The following is a 19,269-nucleotide window of genomic DNA, read 5'->3' as shown; positions in this document are numbered from 1 at the left end:
CCCAAAGTCAGCGTCATAGTGCCCAACTACAACTACGCCCGCTACCTGAAAGCGCGCATCGACTCCATCCTGAACCAGACCTTCCAGGACTTCGAGCTGATTCTGCTGGACGACTGCTCCACCGACAACAGCGCGGAGGTGCTGGAGGGATACCGCAAGCATCCGCTCGTGGCGCACCTCGTCGTCAACACACAGAACACCGGAAGCCCCTTCGCGCAATGGTTCAGGGGGATAGGACTGGCGCAGGGCGAATACATCTGGATAGCCGAGAGCGACGACCTGGCCGAGCCCACCTTCCTGGAAACCACCGCCGCCCTGCTGGACCGCTACCCGCAGGCCGCCGTCTGCTACACCGGCTCCACGCAGATTGACGAGAACGGCACGCCCCTGCCCTACGACATGGACAAGTGGAAGCCCTGGCAACGGGGCAGACATGCCGCCTTCGGCGGACGGGACTACATCGAACACAACTTCTACTGGCGCAACTACATAGGCAACGCCAGCGCCGCCCTCTTCCGCAAGAGCTGCTTCGAGCGGGCGGGCGTGGAGCAGTGCCTCGCCATGCGTTACAGCGGCGACTGGCTGTTCTGGTTCCGCATGGCCCTGACGGGCGACGTCGTGGAGGTGTACCGCAAGCTGAACTACTTCAGGCAGCACACACAGAAGGTGACGGTGAAGGCCGAGAACAACGGCGGCGGCAAGCTGGAGGACATCGAAATCGTCTGCCAGATGGAGCAGGCCCTCCCCCGCCTGGGCCGCTACAAGCGCACCGTCCGCCACGGCCTGCTCTACAACCGCATCGGCAAGCTGCCCGCCACGGCCGACGTCCGCCATGCCCTGCACCGCACCCTGAAGGAGCGGCTGAAGGCCGGAAAGGCCGACGGACTCGTCCAGAAAGCCAACCACCTGCTGCGCCTGGTCTGCCCCTGGGCCGTCACCATGAAGCGCGACCGGCTGGTGCCCCGCCCGCAGGACTGCCGCTGAACGCCGTCTCCCGATGTAAAGATTGTTCTTAATCCGACACTGTCTTTTGCTGTCCTTGCAATCCATTGGCTGTGAGGCCGTTATGAAAAGGCCGTCTGAGCCCTATACCGAGACACCCTCCCTATACGACCGAGGTACCCTAAGGATAGGACTGAGGGTGCCTCGGCATAGGACTGAGACCGCCTCCGGACAGGCCCGAAATCCGTTGTTGATAAAAATGACCGTCGCGCCCCTCCCGGCGTTCCCGCTGTGGCCGCGCCGCAGTCCTTGCGTGCGCCTGCTCCCTGCCGTCCGAAAACAAGCCTGTGCGCGCCTGCATCATCCGCACGCGGCGGGTCCCGTGGGGAGGGGAGGCGGCGATTAGGAACATTTATAGAGTTTAAAACCAATTTTTTAGGAGCTTCGGAGACGGATTTCACTATTTTTTCATAACTTTGTAAAATTGTAGACCTAAACATAGAAAAACAAACGCTGATGTATCTTCTGAAGAAAATCATTTCAGCCTTACTGGAGGTGCACAAGGCATATTGCCCGACACCCCGACCGACACTCATCATGACCCTGCTGGTCAAGAATGAGGAGGATATTCTTGAGGAAAATCTAAAGTTTCACAAATCCATGGGGGTGGACGGGTTCATTGTCACCGACAACAACTCGACCGACCGCACCGCGGACATCATCCGCAAGTATGAAGCCCTGGGGTGGGTGAAGAAAGTCATCCGCGAAAGCGGCACCAACTACAACCAGAAGCACTGGGTGGACCGCATGGTATGGATGGCCAAGAAGGAGCTGGGAGCCGACTGGGTCATCAACGCCGATGCCGACGAGTTATGGTATGCGCCCACGGGCAACCTGAAGGACGAGCTTGCAGCCTCGGACGCCAACGTGTTGAAATGCCGGGCCAAAGTGATGTATCCCGAAGAGGGCAAGCCCTGCTGGGCATGGAGCCAGGCCATCTGTCCGTTCACCGACCCGTCCGTGTCCGGCGGGTACGAGCTTTCGCGCTACTCCTTGTTCGTCCCCCAGCGCGACAAGGTCATCCACCGCGCCACTTCCTACCTCCAGATTGCCACGGGCAACCACAAGGTGCTGATGCTGCCCCGCAAGGAGAAGAGGAGCGCCGTCTGCATCTACCACTATCCCGTCAAGGGGAAGGAGCACTTCCTGCGCAAGATGATCAACGGAGGCAGGCAGCTGGAACAGAATCCTCACAAGCACATCGGGCAGCACTGGAGGTACTTCTACCAGATGTACAAGGCGGGCAGGCTGGAGGAGGAATATGAAAGGATTACCGGAGGCGCACAATACGAACAGCTGTGCCGCGACGGATACATCTGCCGCGACACGACCGTGCCGGACTACTTCAGGCAACGGCTCAATTATCCGGAAAGATGAAACACGCCTTCCTCATCATGGCACACAACGAGCCCGCCGTGCTGCGCACCCTGCTCGCCATGCTGGACGACCCGCGGAACGACGTCTATCTGCACATTGACCGCCGGGCGGACGCCCTGCGGAAAGAGATGGAGGGGACAAGGCTGCGCCGGGCGGGCCTGCACGTCGTGTCCCGTCCGCTCAGGGCCTATTGGGGCGACATCAGCCTGGTGGAGATAGAATACCTGCTGCTGGAGGCGGCCTCGTCCGTCTGCGCCTACGACTATTACCACCTGCTTTCGGGGACAGACCTCCCCATCCAGACGCAGGACACCATCCACGCATTCTTCCGCGCCCATGCCGGCCGGGAGTTCGTCAGCTACTGGCACGGCCCGTGGCACGACAGGGATTTGGACCGCAAGGTGTCGCGCTACTACTTCCTGACCCGCCACCTGAAGCGCAGCCACAGTCCCTGGCACGCCGTGGCGGCACCCCTGCACAACCTTGCACTCCTGGTGCAGAAGGTCTTCGGCCTGCGGCGCAGGCACGAGGTGGAGTTCCGCAAGGGGGCGCAGTGGTTCAGCATCACCCACGGCTTCTGCCGCTATCTCATCGGGCACAAGGACTTTGTCCTGCGCCGGTTCAGGCACACGCTGTGCCCGGACGAGATTTTCGTCCAGACCCTGCTGTGGAACTCGCCGTTCAGGAACCGGATTTACAATGCGGAGGATGACAACACGGGCAACATGCGCCTCATAGACTGGCAGCGGGGCAACCCGTACACGTGGCGGGACGAAGACTGGGAAGAGCTGCGGCAGTCCGACAAGTTGTTTGCCCGCAAGTTCAGCGGGGAGCAGGCGGCCCTGCTGCGCCGCCTCGAGGCGTCCTATGCCCCGGCGGCCGGCTCTCCGGAGGTGTGAGGCAGGCGCCCGCCGGGCGGCGTCAATGGTGGTATTTCTCAATCAGCTCCAGGCACTTCTGCCGGTCGAAGCCGCGCCGCTTGGCATACTCGTCGGCCAGCACCTCGAACATCTCGTGTGTGCCCGGCAGGCGTTCGAAGTTCTTGCACCCGGCCTCCATGCTCACCTTGCCGAAGCTCATGCGGTTCAGGTCGATGATTTCCACGTCGATGCCTCCGTCCGCATTCTCGCCGAAGAGGATGTTGCCGGCCGAATAGTCTTTGTGCAGGAATCCGTTCTCGTGCAGCACGGCCGTCGTGGCGGCAATGGCGCGCAGAATGTCCTCCTGCCGCTCGAAGGTGCATCCGCCGAAGTCGCGGTAGGTGTTGGGGCATTCCGACTTCAGGCTGACAAAATAGCTGTGGCCGAAGAGCAGCCACGAGCCCGTGGAGCAATAGGCCACCGGAGCGGGGGTCCCGACGCCGATTTTGCGCAGCATTTGCGCGTAACGGAAGGAGCGCTTGGCCTTCGACTCGCGGAAGAAGCGGTAGACGACGCGGTTGAGCAGGTGGGGTATCCGGTAGGACTTCACCACCATCTTCTGCCCGTTCAGTTCGAACTCGCGCAGCTCGTTGCGTCCCTTGTATATCTCCGTGCCCCTGCCGCTGAAGACGATGGGCAGGACGGACACGAAGTCCCTAATCCAAGCATATTGGGGAGCCACGGTCATGCAGTAGGGATGGAAGAAGCGGTCCAGCCTGTTGATGAACCTGGACCACGAGCGGACCGACCGCAGGGGCCCGCCCAGTTCGCGCCGGAAGAATTCGGCGTGGCGTATGTTGAGCACTTTGGTGACGTGCGGTTTGAGGGAGCGGTCCTGGATGCGTTTGGAACCCGCACGCACGCGGTAGTAAAGTTCCACCTGGGGCAGGCGCACCACCTTGCCCCCGTCTTTCAGCATCGAAATCCAGAACTCCCAGTCTTCGCGGGCAATGATTTCCTCGCAATATCCGCCAATCCGTTCCCAGTCGGCCTTCCGGTAGAGCGCGCAGGTGTCAATCATGTTCCTGCGTGCCAGCAGCCTCAGCGAGAAGGGGGGCAGTTTCCATTCGCCGCTGCGGTCGCCTATAAACTCCGCACGCGGGCAGACCACCTTCACTTCGGGGTCTTTCTCTATCTCGGCCACCGCGTGGCTGATAAAGGTCGGCGTAATCCGGTTGTCGGCATCCACGGGCAGGATATACGTGCCTCGTGCCAGCGAAATGGCGTGGTTGCGTGCGGCGCAGGGGCCTGCGTTGGGTTGGGCATGCACCTTCATCCGCTTGTCCTTCGAGGCGTACTCCTGAGCAATCCGGGGTGAGGTGTCCGACGAGCCGTCGTCCATCAGCACCACCTCAAAGTTGGGATAGTCTGAGGCGAGTACGGAGTCCAGCGTTTCACGCAGGAATTTCTCCATGTTGTAGACTGGTATGATGACAGAGACCAAAGCTTTTTCCATATCTTCCTTCAAATTTTGTCCAGTCCTTTGGTGAACTTCAGCCAATAGTACTTCAACGGATTCTTATACTTCAACTGCTTCCAGGGGCGGCTGCTGTGCGGGCGGTGCCACACGGGCAGCGTGGTGAAGAGGTAGTTCTTGAAGCCGTTCTTCAGGGACTGGTGGGAAATGGTTACATCGTGCCAGTTCTTTTCCGGGTCCAGCTGGTGGAAGTCGAAAGAACGCAGGAAGGCCGTGGTCAGCAGCGAGCAGCAGAAACTGCAATGCTTCTTCTCGGGGAAGACCTGATTCTCGCGTCCCTTGGCAAAGAGGTAGGGGTAGTTGATTTCTCCCTTCTCGTCCACGGTGACGGCAGCGGCTATGCCGCAGTCCTTCCGCTCCTGTGCGCCGTCGAACAAGGCTTGCAGGGTGTCTTTCCTTACCACCACGTCCGACTCCACGATGAGCAGTGCGGCTTCTGCGGCTATGGCGGCTTTTTGCGCCATTTGCAGCACCAGCAGGTAGTTGGGCGACGGGTGGTCTGTCAGGTCGGCCAGGTTCACCAGCGTGAAACCCAGCTTTCCGGAGGCCTCCTCCAGCCGGGCCGTATTCTCTTCCGTGCTGAAATCGTTATAGATAGTATAGGTGAACGGGGTCTTGATGTCAGACGCCATAATGGCCTCTGCCGTCTGCAAGGTCAGCTCGATGGAATCCTTTACCGGGGTAATGACATGGATGCACTTCATTCCTTATATAATTGATTTTCTATTTAGTCCTAACTCAAGAATTTGTTCTTAAGTTGACAAAACTATACAATATTTCGCAGACAGCCAAACGCTTTGCTGCTTTTGTTCGCTGCGGCGAATATTTGTGGACGCAAAACGGGCGTATTCCGATTATACTGATTACCTTTGCAATCTATTTTCAAACAAGGTAATTTTATGACAAAAAAGGTATTGCTCCCCCGTTTGGCCTGGAAACAGACGTGGGATGCCGCCGCCATCGTATGGTGTACCGGCATTTTTCTCAAGTTCGTCCTTTTCGACGTGCTGTGGTGTGTGGACACCACCTTCGCCTCGTTTTCCCACCTTGAGACCTACGTCACCAAACTGATGGCCGCCCTTGTCCTTGCGATGCCCTACCTGCTGTTCCGGCTGCGCAGGGTGCAGGCCGTCGTCCTGTTCCTGCTGGACGTGCTGCTCATTGCCAACCTGCTCTACTACCGCACGTATTACACCCACATCCCCCTCAGCAGCTACGGCCTGATAGGCAACCTGGCCGACTTTACGGGAAGCGTGTTCGACTCCTTCCGCTGGGCGGACATCGTGCTTCCGCTGTCCTCCGTCCTCACCATCGTGTGGGCACGCCGCTGTCCGGGGCGTCCGGCCGCGGTACGTGCGTTGCTCCTGCCCGTCCTCCTGCCCTTGCTGGCAGCCTTTGCGCTGTTCGGAGCGGTCACCGCCGCCCAAGGGGGCTTCCACACGGCGTTCAACAACGTGCGCCAGTCGGCCTACCTGTGTTCCAGTTGCGCTCCCATGTACTCGGTTTTCGGCTGCATGTACTACGACCTCACCGAGAACCGCCAGGAAATGAGCGCCGAAGAGACGGCCGAGGTAGAGGACTGGCTGGCCCACAAGCCGCCCCACCGCCCCCTGGCCGACAGCATCGGGGTACGTAACAACTGTATTGTCATCCTGGCAGAATCGCTCGAAAGCTGGGTGCTGGAGCAGGAAGTGGAGGGACAGGAGATTACCCCCTGCCTGAACCGCCTGCTGAAAGACTCCACCACCCTGTATGCCCCCCACGTACTGACCCAGGTGAAGGGAGGACGCTCCATAGACGCCCAGCTGATGGTCTGCGCGGGCATGCTCCCGCTGAACAACGGCGCATACAGCAGCCTCTATGCCGACAACACCTACTTCACCCTCCAGAAGGCCATGCGCGAACAGAAGCAGGCGCGCGCCTACCTGCTCACCATCGACAAGGTGTCCACCTGGAACCAGGGAGCCATTGCCAACAGCTTCGGCACGGACACCATCGTCGCCTACCACGACTTTGAGATGACCGAAGCCTTCGGTACGCACAAGCGGATAGGCGACGGGGCTTTCTTTGCCCAATGCTGCGAGAAGATAGAGAACGGAGAAGTCTGGAAGGAGGGGGAGAACGCCTACCTGCAACTCGTCACCTACTCCGGACACGCCCCCTTCAAGCTGCCCGAGCACCTGAGAGAAATCAGTTTCAGCAGCAACATCCCCGAAAAGGCCGCCGACTACATGACGACCGCCCGCTACACGGACAAGGCCATCGGGCAGTTCATCGACTACCTGAAGACATTGCCGCGCTACAAGGAGACCCTGATTGTCATCACCGGCGACCACGAGGGACTGGCCAGCTACCGCCACGAGCTGTGCAACGCGCCCGGCGGGAAGGGGCTGGTGTCGGACAAGCCCTATACACCGTTCATCGTGGTCAACTCGCCCGTCGGTCTGCGCTACGGGAAGGTGATGGGCCAGATAGACATTTATCCCACCCTGCTGAACCTGTTGCAACTGGACAGCTATCCGTGGAGCGGCCTGGGCCAAAGCATCCTGGACCCCGCCAAGCCGGGAACGGCCGTCGGCTCGCAGATGAACCCGGAGGGCGAGACGGACAACGTGCAGCAGGTGGAATGGCTGAAGGAAGCCCACAACGTGTCCGACCTCATGCTGCGTTTCGACTATCTGAAGGACTGGCCGAAAGCTGACTGAAGTCCGCAGGCTGCCCAGCCACATTGCCATCGCTAACCCAACAAACATTAAAGAATAGAATATGAAAGTCGTCATTGACAACAAGATTCCCTTCATCAGGGAAGCCATTGCGCAGATAGCCGCCGAGGCGGTCTACCTGCCCGGCAAGGATTTCACGCCGGAGGCCGTCAGGGATGCCGACGCCCTGATAACCCGCACCCGCACCCGCTGCAACCGGGAACTGCTGGAGGGCAGCCGCGTGCGGTTCATCGCCACCGCCACCATCGGCTTCGACCACATCGACACGGACTACTGCCGCCGGGCAGGCATCACGTGGAAGAACGCTCCCGGATGCAATTCAGCCTCGGTGGCCCAGTACCTGCAATCGGCCCTCCTGCTGCTGCAACAAGAGCGCGGAGTGCGTCTGTCAGACATGACGCTGGGCATTGTCGGCGTAGGCAATGTGGGCAGCAAGATTGCCACCGTAGGCCAGCGGCTGGGCATGAAGGTTCTGCTGAACGACCTGCCGCGCGAAGAGCGGGAAGGGAAAGCGGGCTTCTCCACACTGGCCGAACTGGCGGAGCAGTGCGATGTCCTTACGTTCCATGTACCTTTATATAGAGAAGGGAAATACAAGACCTTCCACCTGGCCGATGAAGCCTTCTTCCGCTCGCTGAAGCGGCGTCCGGTCATCGTCAACACCTCGCGTGGAGAAGTCATTGAAACGGGAGCCTTGCTGGAGGCATTGGAGGCAGGACAGGTGTCCGACGCCATTATCGACGTCTGGGAAAACGAGCCCGACATCAACCTTACCCTGCTGGACAAGGTATTTCTGGGCACCCCGCACATTGCCGGCTACTCGGCCGACGGCAAGGCCAACGCCACCCGCATGTCGCTCGACGCCCTCTGCCGCTTCTTCAGCCTGGAGGCCAACTACCGCATCGAGCCTCCCCGGCCCGCAACGCCTGTCATCACGGCCCACAGCCTCACCGAGGCCGCCTTGCAGATGTACGACCCCCGCCGGGACTGCGAAGCCCTGAGACAGCACACCGAACTGTTCGAGCAGTTGCGGGGCGACTATCCTCTGCGCCGCGAACGCCGTGCGTTCACCATCCTGCCGCAGGACGACTACGAGCTCTTCTAAGCCGGCACGCCCGCCGATGCGCCTATCTCTGCCCCAGCACCAGTTGCTCCACCACCCGCGGATAGTACTCATACTCCAGCGCGTGGACGCGGGCAGCCAGTGTATCGGGCGTGTCGTCCGGCAGGACGGGGCACTTCTGCTGGCAGATGATGGCCCCCTCGTCGTAGCGCTCGTTGATGTATTGGATGGTGATGCCGCTTTCCTGTTCGCCGGCAGCCAGCACGGCCTCGTGTACGTGCTCGCCATACATCCCCTTGCCTCCGAACTTGGGCAGCAGGGACGGATGGATGTTGACAATCTTGTCGGGATAGGCCTGCAGCAGGCAGTCGGGTACGCGTGCCAGGAATCCGGCCAGGACGATGAAGTCAATCTCCGCCTCCTTCATCAGGGCCAGTACGGCTTCTCCTTCGGCCCATTCCTCCTTCGTCAGGCAGGCGGACGGCACCCCCAGCCGGGCCGCGCGTTCCAACACAAAAGCACTCCGCCGGTTGCTCAACACCAGCTTCACCCGGACCTCTCCGTTTCCCTGAAAATAACGGATGATATTTTCGGCATTCGTACCGTTTCCGGAAGCAAAAATTGCTATATTCTTACCCATAATTCCTCCAATCTGTGCACAAAACAGTGAAAAATGTGCAAAAATGTGCATTTAATTCGACAAATATTTGCGAGAAAGGATAAATATTTCTTCCTTTGCTCCGCAAAATTAAAGAAATAAAACTAATTATTAATTAAAAACTTAAAGTTATGTCTGAAATTGCATCAAGAGTGAAAGCGATTATCGTCGACAAATTAGGCGTAGAAGAATCAGAAGTTACTAATGAAGCTAGCTTCACTAACGACCTGGGAGCTGATTCTCTTGACACTGTAGAGCTTATCATGGAATTCGAAAAAGAATTCGGCATTTCTATCCCCGACGACCAGGCTGAAAAGATTGGTACTGTAGGCGATGCTGTATCTTACATCGAAGAACACGCTAAGTAATCTTAATCCATTCATTTCTTAGTATGGAATTAAAAAGAGTTGTAGTAACAGGTCTCGGTGCCGTTACCCCCATTGGCAACAACGTCCAGGAATTCTGGGACAACCTTGTGAATGGAGTTAGCGGAGCGGGACCTATTACTCATTTCGACGCATCACTTTTCAAGACCCAATTTGCATGCGAAGTGAAGGACTTCAATGCAAACGAATATATCGACCGCAAGGAAGCCCGCAAGATGGACCTGTACACCCAATATGCCATCGCTGTGGCCAAGCAAGCCGTTACAGATTCCGGTCTTGATGTCGAAAATGAGGATCTGAATAGAATCGGTGTTATATTCGGTGCCGGCATTGGCGGCATCCGCACATTTGAAGAAGAAGCCGGCAACTATGCCATCAACGGCAAGGAGATGGGTCCCAAGTTCAATCCGTTCTTCATCCCCAAGATGATTTCGGACATTGCCGCCGGACAGATTTCCATCCTTTACGGCTTCCATGGCCCCAACTATGCCACCTGCTCTGCATGTGCCACTTCCACCAACGCCATTGCCGATGCGTTCAACCTGATTCGCCTGGGCAAGGCCAACGCCATCGTAACCGGTGGTTCCGAAGCTGCCATTGCCGCTTGCGGTGTAGGCGGATTCAACGCCATGCACGCCCTCTCTACCCGCAACGAGTCTCCTGAAACCGCTTCACGCCCGTTCAGCGCCAGCCGCGACGGTTTCGTCATGGGCGAAGGCGGCGGCTGCCTCATCCTCGAGGAGCTGGAACACGCCAAGGCCCGCGGCGCCAAGATTTATGCCGAAGTGGCCGGTGTGGGCATGTCTGCCGACGCTCACCACCTCACCGCCTCCCACCCCGAAGGACTGGGTGCCAAGCTGGTGATGAGAAACGCGCTGGAAGATGCAGAAATGCAGCCCGAAGAGGTAGACTACATCAACGTTCACGGTACATCCACTCCCGTGGGTGACATTTCCGAGGTGAAAGCCATTCAGGAAGTATTCGGAAAACATGCCTACGAACTGAACATCAGTTCCACCAAGTCCATGACGGGCCACTTGCTGGGCGCTGCCGGTGCGGTAGAGTCCATCGCAAGCATCCTTGCCATCAAGAACGGCATAGTTCCTCCGACCATCAACCACGAAGAGGGAGACAACGACGAGAACATCGACTATGACCTGAACTTCACGTTCAACAAGGCACAGAAGCGCGAAGTGAACGTAGCCCTGTCCAACACATTCGGATTCGGCGGTCATAATGCGTGCGTCATCTTCAAGAAATACGCAGAATAATTCGCCGTGTTACGTAACCAAATAGACAAGATAAGGCTCCTGTTCCGCAAGGACAGGGAGTCTTATCTTTGTTTTTACAGGATACTCGGCTTCTTTCCCCGCGACATCCGCATCTACCGCCAGGCACTGCTCCACAAGTCCACCCTCCTCCGCTCCGAAGAGGGCCGCCCCCTGAACAACGAACGGCTCGAATTCCTGGGCGACGCCATCCTGGACGCCATTGTGGGCGACATCGTCTACCGCCACTTCGAGGGACGCCGCGAAGGCTTCCTCACCAACACCCGCTCCAAGATAGTGCAGCGCGAGACGCTGAACAAGCTGGCCGTGGAAATAGGGCTGGACAAACTGGTGAAATACTCCTCGCGCTCCTCGTCGCACAACAGCTACATGTACGGCAACGCCTTCGAGGCCTTCATAGGCGCCATCTACCTGGACCAGGGCTACGACCGCTGCAAGCAGTTCATGGAGCAGAAAATCTTCAGGCACTACATCGACCTCGACAAGATGTCGCGCAAGGAGGTCAACTTCAAGTCCAAGCTCATCGAATGGAGCCAGAAGAACAAGATGGAAGTCTCCTTCGAGCTGATAGAACAGTTCCTGGACAAGGAGAACAACCCGATGTTCCATACCGAAGTGCGCATCGAAGGCGTCTCTGCCGGAAAGGGTACGGGTTACTCCAAGAAAGAATCGCAGCAGAACGCCGCCCAGATGGCCCTGAAGAAGCTGAAAAGCGACCGCGACTTACTGGCCGGCATCGAGGCCGCCAAGGCACACGCCGAGGCCGAAGAACAGGCCGCATCGGCAGAAACAGCCGCAGAGACACAGGAAGGCTCCTCACCCACTCCACAGCCGGAAACCTTAGTCTGACCGAAAAGACAGCACAAAATCAATCATATCTCTTACCGAGAAACGCAACGTTTCACGGCATCATCCGGATTTGCAACCAGCCCGGAGAGTATGCGGGCACATTTTCAAGCCCGGAACAATCCGGACACAAATCCAACCCAAGTTAGGGATTGCCCCAGACTCGGGCAAAACCATTTTCACCGTGCCGGCACCATATCCCTCCCCTTACATTTTGACACTTTGACTTTTCGGTCGCGCGAGAAGCCGTTCTTTCGGCCTTCCTGCGGGATTGAACGAAAAAACGGAAGCGGAAAACCGCAATCGGCTGCATGGCAGGCGGATAGCGAAATCCTTACATTTGAAAGAGAGTAAAAAACGGCTTTCGGGAGAGGGTAATGCGCCCTTTTCGGCTTCCGGAAGCCGCTGGAGAGGAGCCGGCTCCCCTTGCGGAGGGGCGTGACAAGGCTTCGGGGCATTCCACGCAGGCAATCTGCACACTTTTCACAAGCATTCCGGCCGCTTGGCACAAGCAATCTGCGCGGACGGAGCAAGCACGGTAGACAGACGGAGCAAGCACGGTCCCCCCTCCAAGCAGCCCGGAAAGCGTTTCCCGGCCTCCATCTTGCAGTTTCCGCAAAAAGGACTTGTCAGCAAATGCCCCATTACGGCGACTTTTTGCAAGCATTTTTACGTTTCCGGCATACACAGCGAATGTACTCGCCTGAACGGAAAAGCCACGCACCGAAAGAAGCGAAACGCCGTGTTTCTGCCGTACGGAACCGCACGAAGAGACAATATTTTCACACAGCCTCCGGAATGATGTTCGATTTCCCTCCATAAAAAAGGCTGTCCCAAAACTCATTTGAGACAGCCTTCGTCCGAATATCGAGTTCTTCCTTAAGGAAGGAATCAGCATTTTCCTGCAAAACGCAGCAAATTATGGTGAGAATTCAGTCCTATCAGAAACTATACGTAATGCCCGCACTGATAACGAATTGGTCGAAGTCGCTAATAATCTGATATTTGGCTTCAACATCAATTGCCAAAGAAGGAGCTACCTTGAAATCGGCTCCTACACCAACATTAACACCCAGTTTGCCATCACTTTCATTCTTATCAGCACCTAAATCCTTCACATGGGCTGTGGCATTGGCATAATGCAATCCCGCTAACGGATAAATTTTTATTGCCTCTGCAACCGGGAAAAGATAATGGACATTGGCACCCAAGTCCCACATGGAAACGTAGTCATGCTTGAAGAAGTAGTTGAAAGCCGGCTCAATGCGCCAGTTGTCAGTAAAACTATAACGGTATTTCACACCCAAACCGATATTCATTTCAGTACCGTAGTTGAAATAAACACCTGCTTCAGACTGTCCCTTCTGTGCAAACGATGCCGAACCGTAAGCAATCATAGCGATCAAGAGTACTAAAAACTTTTTCATAAGCTATCAATTTAATGGATTAATGACATCAAAAGTAAAGGAAGATATTCAAAAAAGCAAATAAATCGCAAATTAAATTGACAGTTTTCCATTATAAATGCATTCTTCCCGTCAAAATCAAAGAAACCAGACGGGACGGGGCATCAGAGATAGACCAGTTTTGAGAGGTAATTCTCTTCCAGCACCTCATTCGCCACTTCCAGCAGCTGGGAGGAAGTAAGCTCGCCGATGCGGCGGCAGACGGCGGCCTGCGACTCGTAGCGGTTGTAGTGCAGGAAGGTCTTGGCCATGCCCAGGGCATTGTTCTCGTTGTTGTCCGAAGCCACTCCGATCTGCCCTATCAGTTGCTTCTGTGCAGCGGCCAGCTGCGCCGAGGTCAGGCGGTTGTCGCGCAGGCGCTTCAGTTCCTTGTAGACAATGTGGGTACACAGGTCCGCGTCGCCGGGGTCGCATCCGAAGTAGATGCAGAAGGTGCCCGTGTCGGTGTAAGCCGTCAGGTTGGATTCGACGTTATACACCAGTCCGCGGCGCTCGCGCAGCGAGAGGTTCAGGCGGCTGTTCATGCCGGGGCCGCCCAGGATATTGTTCAGCAGGTAGAGAGCGGTCCGCCTTTCGTCGTAAGCGTTGTAGCCGCGTCCGCCTATCATCACATGCGCCTGGTTGGTGCCTTTGTCCATCACGACGCGGTCGGGCACATACAGGGGCGGCGGGGTGCGCCGGCAGCCTTCCGCCGAGGCCGACGCGGGCAGGTCGCCCACCCATTTCCCGGCCATCCGCACCACCTGGCGGAAGTCCACATTGCCCAAGACAAAGAACACGGCATTCCCGGGCCGGTAGTAACGGCGGGTAAAGCCGGCCGCATCCTCGGTCCGGAAGGTGCGCAGCAGGTCGGGCTTGCCCAGAATGTTCCGCCCCAGCGGATGGCCGCGGAAGATGAGGTCCTCGAAGTCGTCGAATATCAGCTCGGCCGGGTTGTCCTCGTAAGACTGTATTTCGTCAATGATGACCTCCGTCTCCTTCTCAATCTCGCGCTGCGGGAAGGTGGAATGGAACACGATGTCGGCCAGCAGCTCGAAGGCACGGCCGAAGTGTTCGGCCAGGAAGGCCGAGTAGACGACCGTCTCCTCCTTGTTGGTATAGGCGTTGAGGTCTCCGCCCACATTCTCCATGCGGTTCAGGATGTGCCAGGCCCGCCGTTTCCGCGTGCCTTTAAAAATCAGGTGCTCTACAAAATGGGCCATGCCCTGCTCCTGCTCCAGTTCGTCGCGCGTACCGGCGTCGACGGCAAAGCCGCAATAGGCCACGCGCGATGCCAGCGGCTGGTGTATGATGCGCAGGCCGTTGGGCAGCGTATGCAGGTTGTACTGCTCTTCTGTCTGAAATTGCTCTAACTTCTTCATTCCAACGTTTCCACTGATTGAGGCAGCAAAAATACAATAAAACTTATTGCGGTTTATGGAAAATTGCAGATATTTGCATATTGGAACCTCTGCCAAGGAAGCCCCGCAAGCCCATTCAGGATGCGCAGGCAGCAACCGGACGGAGTCCCGGAATTTCAAAAGAAGAAACATGATGACAGCATCCATTCAAGAACTTTTGCGCCAAGAGGCACAGGCCGTACTGAACATCCCGGTGACGGACGCATACGAGAAAGCAGTAGCGCTGATTGTAGACCATGTTCACATACGAAAAGGCAAGCTGGTGACTTCCGGCATGGGTAAGGCCGGACAGATTGCCATGAACATAGCCACCACCTTCTGCTCGACCGGCATTCCCGCCGTATTCCTTCATCCCAGCGAGGCACAGCACGGCGATTTGGGCATCCTGCAGGAGAACGACCTGCTGCTGCTCATCTCCAACTCCGGAAAGACACGCGAGATTGTGGAACTGACCCAGTTGGCACACAACTTGAACCCGGAACTCAAATTCATCGTCATCACCGGCAACCCCGACAGCCCGCTGGCCCAGGAGGCCACCGTCTGCCTGAGCACCGGAAGCCCGAAGGAAGTCTGCGCCCTGGGCATGACTCCCACCACCTCGACCACGGTAATGACCGTCATCGGCGACATTCTGGTGGTACAGACCATGAAGCAGACCGGCTTTACCATTGAAGACTATTCCAAACGCCACCACGGCGGCTACCTCGGAGAAAAATCAAGATCATTATGCGAAAAGTAATCGGCATCGGCGAAACCATTCTCGACATCATTTTCCAGGGCGGGCGGCCCACGGCTGCCGTGCCCGGAGGCTCCGTGTTCAACGGCATCGTGTCGCTGGCACGGGTAGGCGTTCCCGTCCTCTTCATCAGCGAGACGGGCAACGACCACGTAGGCAACATCATCCTGCAATTCATGCGCGACAACGGCCTGTCCACCGAACACGTCAATGTGTTCCCCGACGGCAAGTCGCCCGTATCGCTCGCCTTCCTCAACGAACACAGCGACGCCGAATACATCTTCTACAAAGACTATCCCAAGCAACGGCTGGACGTGGTTTTTCCGGAACTGGAGGAAGATGACATTGTAGTCATAGGCTCCTACTATGCCCTGAACCCCGTGCTGCGCGACAAGATACTGGAACTGCTGGACCGGGCACGCGAACGGAAGGCCATCGTCTACTACGACCCCAACTTCCGCGCCTCGCACAAGGAAGAGGCCATCAAGCTGGCGCCCACCATCATCGAGAACCTGGAGTATGCCGACATCGTGCGCGGCTCGCAGGAAGACTTCTACTACATGTACAATCTGCGCGATGCCGACAAAATCTATAAAGATAAAATCAAGTTCTACTGTCCCAACTTCCTCTGCACCGCCGGAGGTGAACAAGTGGCGCTGCGTACGGACAAACTCGTCAAAAACTATTCCATAGAGCCCATGGAAGCCGTCAGCACCGTGGGAGCAGGCGACAACTTCAACGCGGGCATCATCTACGGACTGTTGAAATACGACATCCGCCGCGAAGAGCTGTATGCCGGGCTGGACGAGGCCACGTGGGACAAGATCATCCGCTGCGGCATTGAGTTTGCCGCCGATGTCTGCCGCAGTTTCAGCAACTCGGTGTCCGGGGAGTTTGCGAAGAAACACAAGCTGTAGGTGCTCACAACACACAAAACAGGAATTCCCAACAGGCAGCTGTTATGCGTCTGCTGGGAATTTTCTTACATTTCTTTTGGGATTCATCCGACATTTGGAGTAAGAAATTCTCTATCCTGAATACACTTGCAAAAAGTGCTTATTTTGCACATGCCGTTTGAAGACCTTTATGCACTATTATTTTGTCTACGAGAACGCATTGCTCAGAAAGTTATATACAGGAAATCATCCTGGCCCCTTGAGGTCATGCCGGATTTACTTGCTGAAACAATCTTTCCCACCTTGCAATAGTACATTTTCTTGACAATAGAGAGACAAGTCGTACTTCAGTTGGTCTCGCTCCCCAAAAATGAGGTTTAACCCTAAGGGGCCTATGTTTCAAACATAAGGGGTCTATGTTTCAAACATAAGACCCTTAGGTTTCAAACCTTCCCCTATACCGTCTTACAGCGCTCAAGGAATCATTCATTGAAGAAGAAGGCATAAATGGTAATTTTACCATACAATTTATGTCACCTATCCGACTCAAGCATATTCATTTAACTTAAGTTACTGAACTTGGTAGTTAAGTGGCTAAGGAGTTAAGCCGATACCCTGATAAATGGGATTCCAGCATAAAAAAGCTAGAAACCGATCAGGCGGATGAACATCACCAAGGGAATGATGACCCTGTGCTCGATTTGGCTAAAACGGCTATAAGAAAGCAATTCCGGAAAGTCGGAGGATAAGGCGGTTGCCACGTGATTAAGATAATAATGTTTGAAATTACAAAACTGACCCATGTGAAAGCAGATGAAAAATGGTGATTATCTCGCTTTCGCTCATACTGCATTTACGGTTACGTTTGGAATAGGAAACATCCGTCTTTAAGAGAAATCGGAAGCGCTTTTCTCAAATACCTTGCAGAAATCGTCTGCAATACAGAAAATTTTTGTAACTTTTGCAAGAGAAGATAACTCGCTTAGAATAAATCGGTTGGTCGGATTGCTTGAAAATTGGGTAATGAGATAGCAACCGTTCGTATTTCTGAGTTCTTCATTGTTATGCTTCAATGTGACAACTCTGATGCCACAAAGGTACTAAAAGAATTGCGGACAGAAAAATAATATTTCTTCATTTTCGTTATTACATTATATTTTGAGTACTTTTGTGTTATAATCAAGTTTTTACAGAAGCCAATGAAATACAAGCATATAATATTCGATGTTGACGGAACTTTACTTGACACTGAATTTGCTGTTTTGCATAGTTTACAAGATACTGTAATGCAGTATTCACATACATCTATCCCAACAGATAAGTTATGCTTTGCTTTGGGAATACCTGGTGAAGTTGCTCTTGAAAGATTAGGAATTGTGGATACGATAGGAGCCAACGGATATTGGAACGAGATGATGCAGAAATACCACAATAGTATAGGTCTGTTTGATGGAATAAGTAAAATGTTGTCAGCGTTACGCGATAAAGGTTATCGCTTGGGGATAATAACTTCTAAAACGAAGTCTGAGTTTGAGACGGATTTTGTACCTCACAGAGTTAGTCATTACTTTGATTCCATCATCTGTGTGGATGATTCACCTAAGCCCAAGCCATATCCTGACCCTATATTGACATACCTAAATCGGAATCAAATCCTTGCGGAAGAAGTCGTTTATATTGGCGACACGGAATATGATAGTCAATGTGCTCATTCGGCAGGAGTTGATTTCGGACTTGCATTGTGGGGATGCCGTAATAGTGCAGGTATCAACAGTGAATACAGATTCAATACACCCAATGATATAGTAATAGAATATGGACAATAAACTTAGCAAATGGAAAGTTCTCGACAGAGAATACATCATTCAGAGACCGTGGCTTACGGCAAGACGTGACAAAGTAGAGTTGCCCGATGGGCGCATCATAGAGGAGTACTATGTCCTTGAATACCCGGATTGGGTGAATGTAATCGCAATAACTAAGAACGGTCAGTTTATCATGGAGAAACAATACCGTCACGGATTAGGTGTGAATAGTATCGAACTTCCTTGTGGAGTGATGGAGAAGGGCGAACAGCCCCTTGAAGCGGCTCAACGCGAACTGCTTGAAGAAACAGGTTACGGAAATGGCGAATGGAGCAAGTTAATGACCATTGCCCCTAATCCAGGTTCAATGAGTAACTTGACACATTGCTTTCTTGCTGTAGGTGTAGAGAAAATATCCAATCAGTCGTTGGACGAAACGGAAGAATTGACGGTACACCTCATGAATGAAACAGAGGTTAAATCATTGTTAGAGAACGACCAAATCTATCAATCATTGATGGTTGCTCCACTTTATAAATATTTCAACCTTAAATAAATACTATTCAAGAGTTTATAAAAAGTCGTAATAATTTGTTTGTATAAGGTGTAATAGTCAAGACTTGTTCTGACATTTTCTATACTATCGAACAAAAAAGTGTCCGATGCCATCTGCGAAGATACGCAACTATTCTCACTCTCACAACCTGATGAGCCAATAACCTGCTTATCAGGTTGTATTTTCCCTGCATCCTGCAACAGATATTTCCTTGCCACCTCAATTCCTTCGAGGAAAGTCTGCATGGGTGTTTTCCCGAAACAGTATTTTCCGGAGTGCGTCCTTTGCGTGTTATAAGAGTTCATCCAAGCGTCGAGGTCTGCCTGCAGTTGTTCTATCGAGGTGTATATCTTCTTTCTGAAAGCGATAGCGTAGAATTCGTTCTGGACAGTCCTGTTGAAGCGTTCACAGATGCCGTTTGTCTGCGGACTCTTGGCCTTGATTTTGGAGTGATCAATGTCCTCGATGGCCAGATACAGCTCGTATTCATGTGTTTCCCTGTTTCCGCAGTATTCGGTTCCCCTGTCCGTGAGCATCCTCATCAGTTTCAGGTCGTGCTGCTCGAAGAAGGGAACCACCCTGTCATTGAGCATGTCCGCCGCCACGAGCGCGTTCTTCCTGTCGTAAAGTTTGGCGAATCCGATTTTGGAATAGGTGTCGATGACCGTC

General features: G+C 54.6%; 17 protein-coding genes and 1 pseudogene. 12 read left to right on the top strand and 6 right to left on the bottom strand.

Annotation, left to right across the window (positions count from 1 at the left end; translation table 11 throughout):
• The 3 genes from Q1Y74_RS08765 to Q1Y74_RS08755 all read left to right on the top strand — a co-directional run.
• Nucleotides 1-984: glycosyltransferase (locus Q1Y74_RS08765; RefSeq protein ID WP_300813875.1), on the top strand; the 984-nt coding region annotated here is incomplete at its 5' end.
• A gap of 474 nt (nt 985-1,458) precedes the next feature.
• Nucleotides 1,459-2,379 carry a glycosyltransferase family 2 protein gene (locus Q1Y74_RS08760; protein ID WP_300813874.1) on the top strand — a complete coding sequence of 307 codons (921 nt, stop codon included), beginning with the start codon at nt 1,459-1,461 and terminating at the stop codon, nt 2,377-2,379.
• The gene (locus Q1Y74_RS08755) at nt 2,376-3,278 is read left to right on the top strand and encodes a beta-1,6-N-acetylglucosaminyltransferase (protein WP_300813873.1); all 903 of its coding nucleotides are present in this window, start codon (nt 2,376-2,378) and stop codon (nt 3,276-3,278) included. Before Q1Y74_RS08760 ends, Q1Y74_RS08755 begins: the two co-directional genes overlap by 4 nt.
• A 22-nt stretch (nt 3,279-3,300) precedes the next feature.
• Here Q1Y74_RS08755 and Q1Y74_RS08750 read toward each other — a convergent pair whose 3' ends face one another.
• Nucleotides 3,301-4,755: a glycosyltransferase gene (locus Q1Y74_RS08750; protein ID WP_300813872.1), complete on the bottom strand. Its 1,455-nt coding sequence runs from the start codon at nt 4,753-4,755 to the stop codon at nt 3,301-3,303.
• 8 nt (nt 4,756-4,763) lie between these two features.
• Nucleotides 4,764-5,480, bottom strand: a complete 717-nt coding sequence (locus tag Q1Y74_RS08745) for a glycosyltransferase family 2 protein (RefSeq protein ID WP_300813871.1) — start codon at nt 5,478-5,480, stop codon at nt 4,764-4,766.
• 195 nt (nt 5,481-5,675) lie between these two features.
• Between Q1Y74_RS08745 and Q1Y74_RS08740 the strand changes: the two genes are divergently transcribed.
• Nucleotides 5,676-7,481 (top strand): LTA synthase family protein, encoded by a 1,806-nt coding sequence (locus Q1Y74_RS08740; protein WP_300813870.1) that lies wholly within the window; start codon nt 5,676-5,678, stop codon nt 7,479-7,481.
• A gap of 61 nt (nt 7,482-7,542) precedes the next feature.
• Nucleotides 7,543-8,604 (top strand): 4-phosphoerythronate dehydrogenase PdxB, encoded by a 1,062-nt coding sequence (pdxB, locus tag Q1Y74_RS08735; protein WP_300813869.1) that lies wholly within the window; start codon nt 7,543-7,545, stop codon nt 8,602-8,604.
• A 22-nt stretch (nt 8,605-8,626) separates the two neighbouring features.
• Here pdxB and purN read toward each other — a convergent pair whose 3' ends face one another.
• Nucleotides 8,627-9,253, bottom strand: coding sequence for a phosphoribosylglycinamide formyltransferase (gene purN, locus Q1Y74_RS08730; RefSeq protein ID WP_300813868.1), 627 nt, complete (start codon nt 9,251-9,253; stop codon nt 8,627-8,629).
• Nucleotides 9,254-9,351: 98 nt separating this feature from the next.
• Between purN and Q1Y74_RS08725 the strand changes: the two genes are divergently transcribed.
• The 3 genes from Q1Y74_RS08725 to rnc are packed head-to-tail and all read left to right on the top strand — an operon-like array spanning nt 9,352 to nt 11,744.
• Nucleotides 9,352-9,588 (top strand): acyl carrier protein, encoded by a 237-nt coding sequence (locus tag Q1Y74_RS08725; protein ID WP_004291965.1) that lies wholly within the window; start codon nt 9,352-9,354, stop codon nt 9,586-9,588.
• A 23-nt stretch (nt 9,589-9,611) separates the two neighbouring features.
• Complete coding sequence (gene fabF / locus Q1Y74_RS08720) at nt 9,612-10,877, top strand: beta-ketoacyl-ACP synthase II (protein ID WP_300813867.1); 1,266 nt, start codon at nt 9,612-9,614, stop codon at nt 10,875-10,877.
• 6 nt (nt 10,878-10,883) lie between these two features.
• Nucleotides 10,884-11,744 carry a ribonuclease III gene (gene rnc, locus Q1Y74_RS08715; RefSeq protein ID WP_300813865.1) on the top strand — a complete coding sequence of 287 codons (861 nt, stop codon included), beginning with the start codon at nt 10,884-10,886 and terminating at the stop codon, nt 11,742-11,744.
• Between the two features lie 938 nt (nt 11,745-12,682).
• On the opposite strand, the gene Q1Y74_RS08710 is transcribed toward rnc, so the two are convergent.
• Together Q1Y74_RS08710 and Q1Y74_RS08705 are read right to left on the bottom strand one after the other, a co-directional pair.
• Nucleotides 12,683-13,168, bottom strand: coding sequence for a porin family protein (locus Q1Y74_RS08710; RefSeq protein ID WP_300813864.1), 486 nt, complete (start codon nt 13,166-13,168; stop codon nt 12,683-12,685).
• A gap of 143 nt (nt 13,169-13,311) precedes the next feature.
• On the bottom strand, nt 13,312-14,568 hold the full coding sequence (locus Q1Y74_RS08705; RefSeq protein ID WP_300813863.1) for a pitrilysin family protein: 1,257 nt from the start codon (nt 14,566-14,568) through the stop codon (nt 13,312-13,314).
• Between the two features lie 172 nt (nt 14,569-14,740).
• Here Q1Y74_RS08705 and Q1Y74_RS08700 point away from each other — a divergent pair, with 172 nt between their 5' ends.
• The 4 genes from Q1Y74_RS08700 (at nt 14,741) to Q1Y74_RS08685 (ending at nt 18,600) form a co-directional block, all read left to right on the top strand.
• Nucleotides 14,741-15,346, top strand: a complete 606-nt coding sequence (locus Q1Y74_RS08700; RefSeq protein WP_300813876.1) for an SIS domain-containing protein — start codon at nt 14,741-14,743, stop codon at nt 15,344-15,346.
• Nucleotides 15,334-16,260: a carbohydrate kinase gene (locus tag Q1Y74_RS08695; protein WP_300813862.1), complete on the top strand. Its 927-nt coding sequence runs from the start codon at nt 15,334-15,336 to the stop codon at nt 16,258-16,260. Before Q1Y74_RS08700 ends, Q1Y74_RS08695 begins: the two co-directional genes overlap by 13 nt.
• A 1,178-nt stretch (nt 16,261-17,438) precedes the next feature.
• Nucleotides 17,439-18,065 (top strand): HAD family hydrolase, encoded by a 627-nt coding sequence (locus tag Q1Y74_RS08690; protein WP_300813861.1) that lies wholly within the window; start codon nt 17,439-17,441, stop codon nt 18,063-18,065.
• On the top strand, nt 18,055-18,600 hold the full coding sequence (locus Q1Y74_RS08685; RefSeq protein WP_300813860.1) for an NUDIX hydrolase: 546 nt from the start codon (nt 18,055-18,057) through the stop codon (nt 18,598-18,600). Before Q1Y74_RS08690 ends, Q1Y74_RS08685 begins: the two co-directional genes overlap by 11 nt.
• A gap of 224 nt (nt 18,601-18,824) precedes the next feature.
• Here Q1Y74_RS08685 and Q1Y74_RS08680 read toward each other — a convergent pair.
• Nucleotides 18,825-19,269, bottom strand: a pseudogene (locus Q1Y74_RS08680) (integrase core domain-containing protein); the annotation flags it as partial.

It is taken from the genome of uncultured Bacteroides sp. (genome assembly GCF_949298305.1).
Classification (GTDB): domain Bacteria; phylum Bacteroidota; class Bacteroidia; order Bacteroidales; family Bacteroidaceae; genus Bacteroides.
This window is presented reverse-complemented; position numbering and strand designations above follow the sequence as displayed.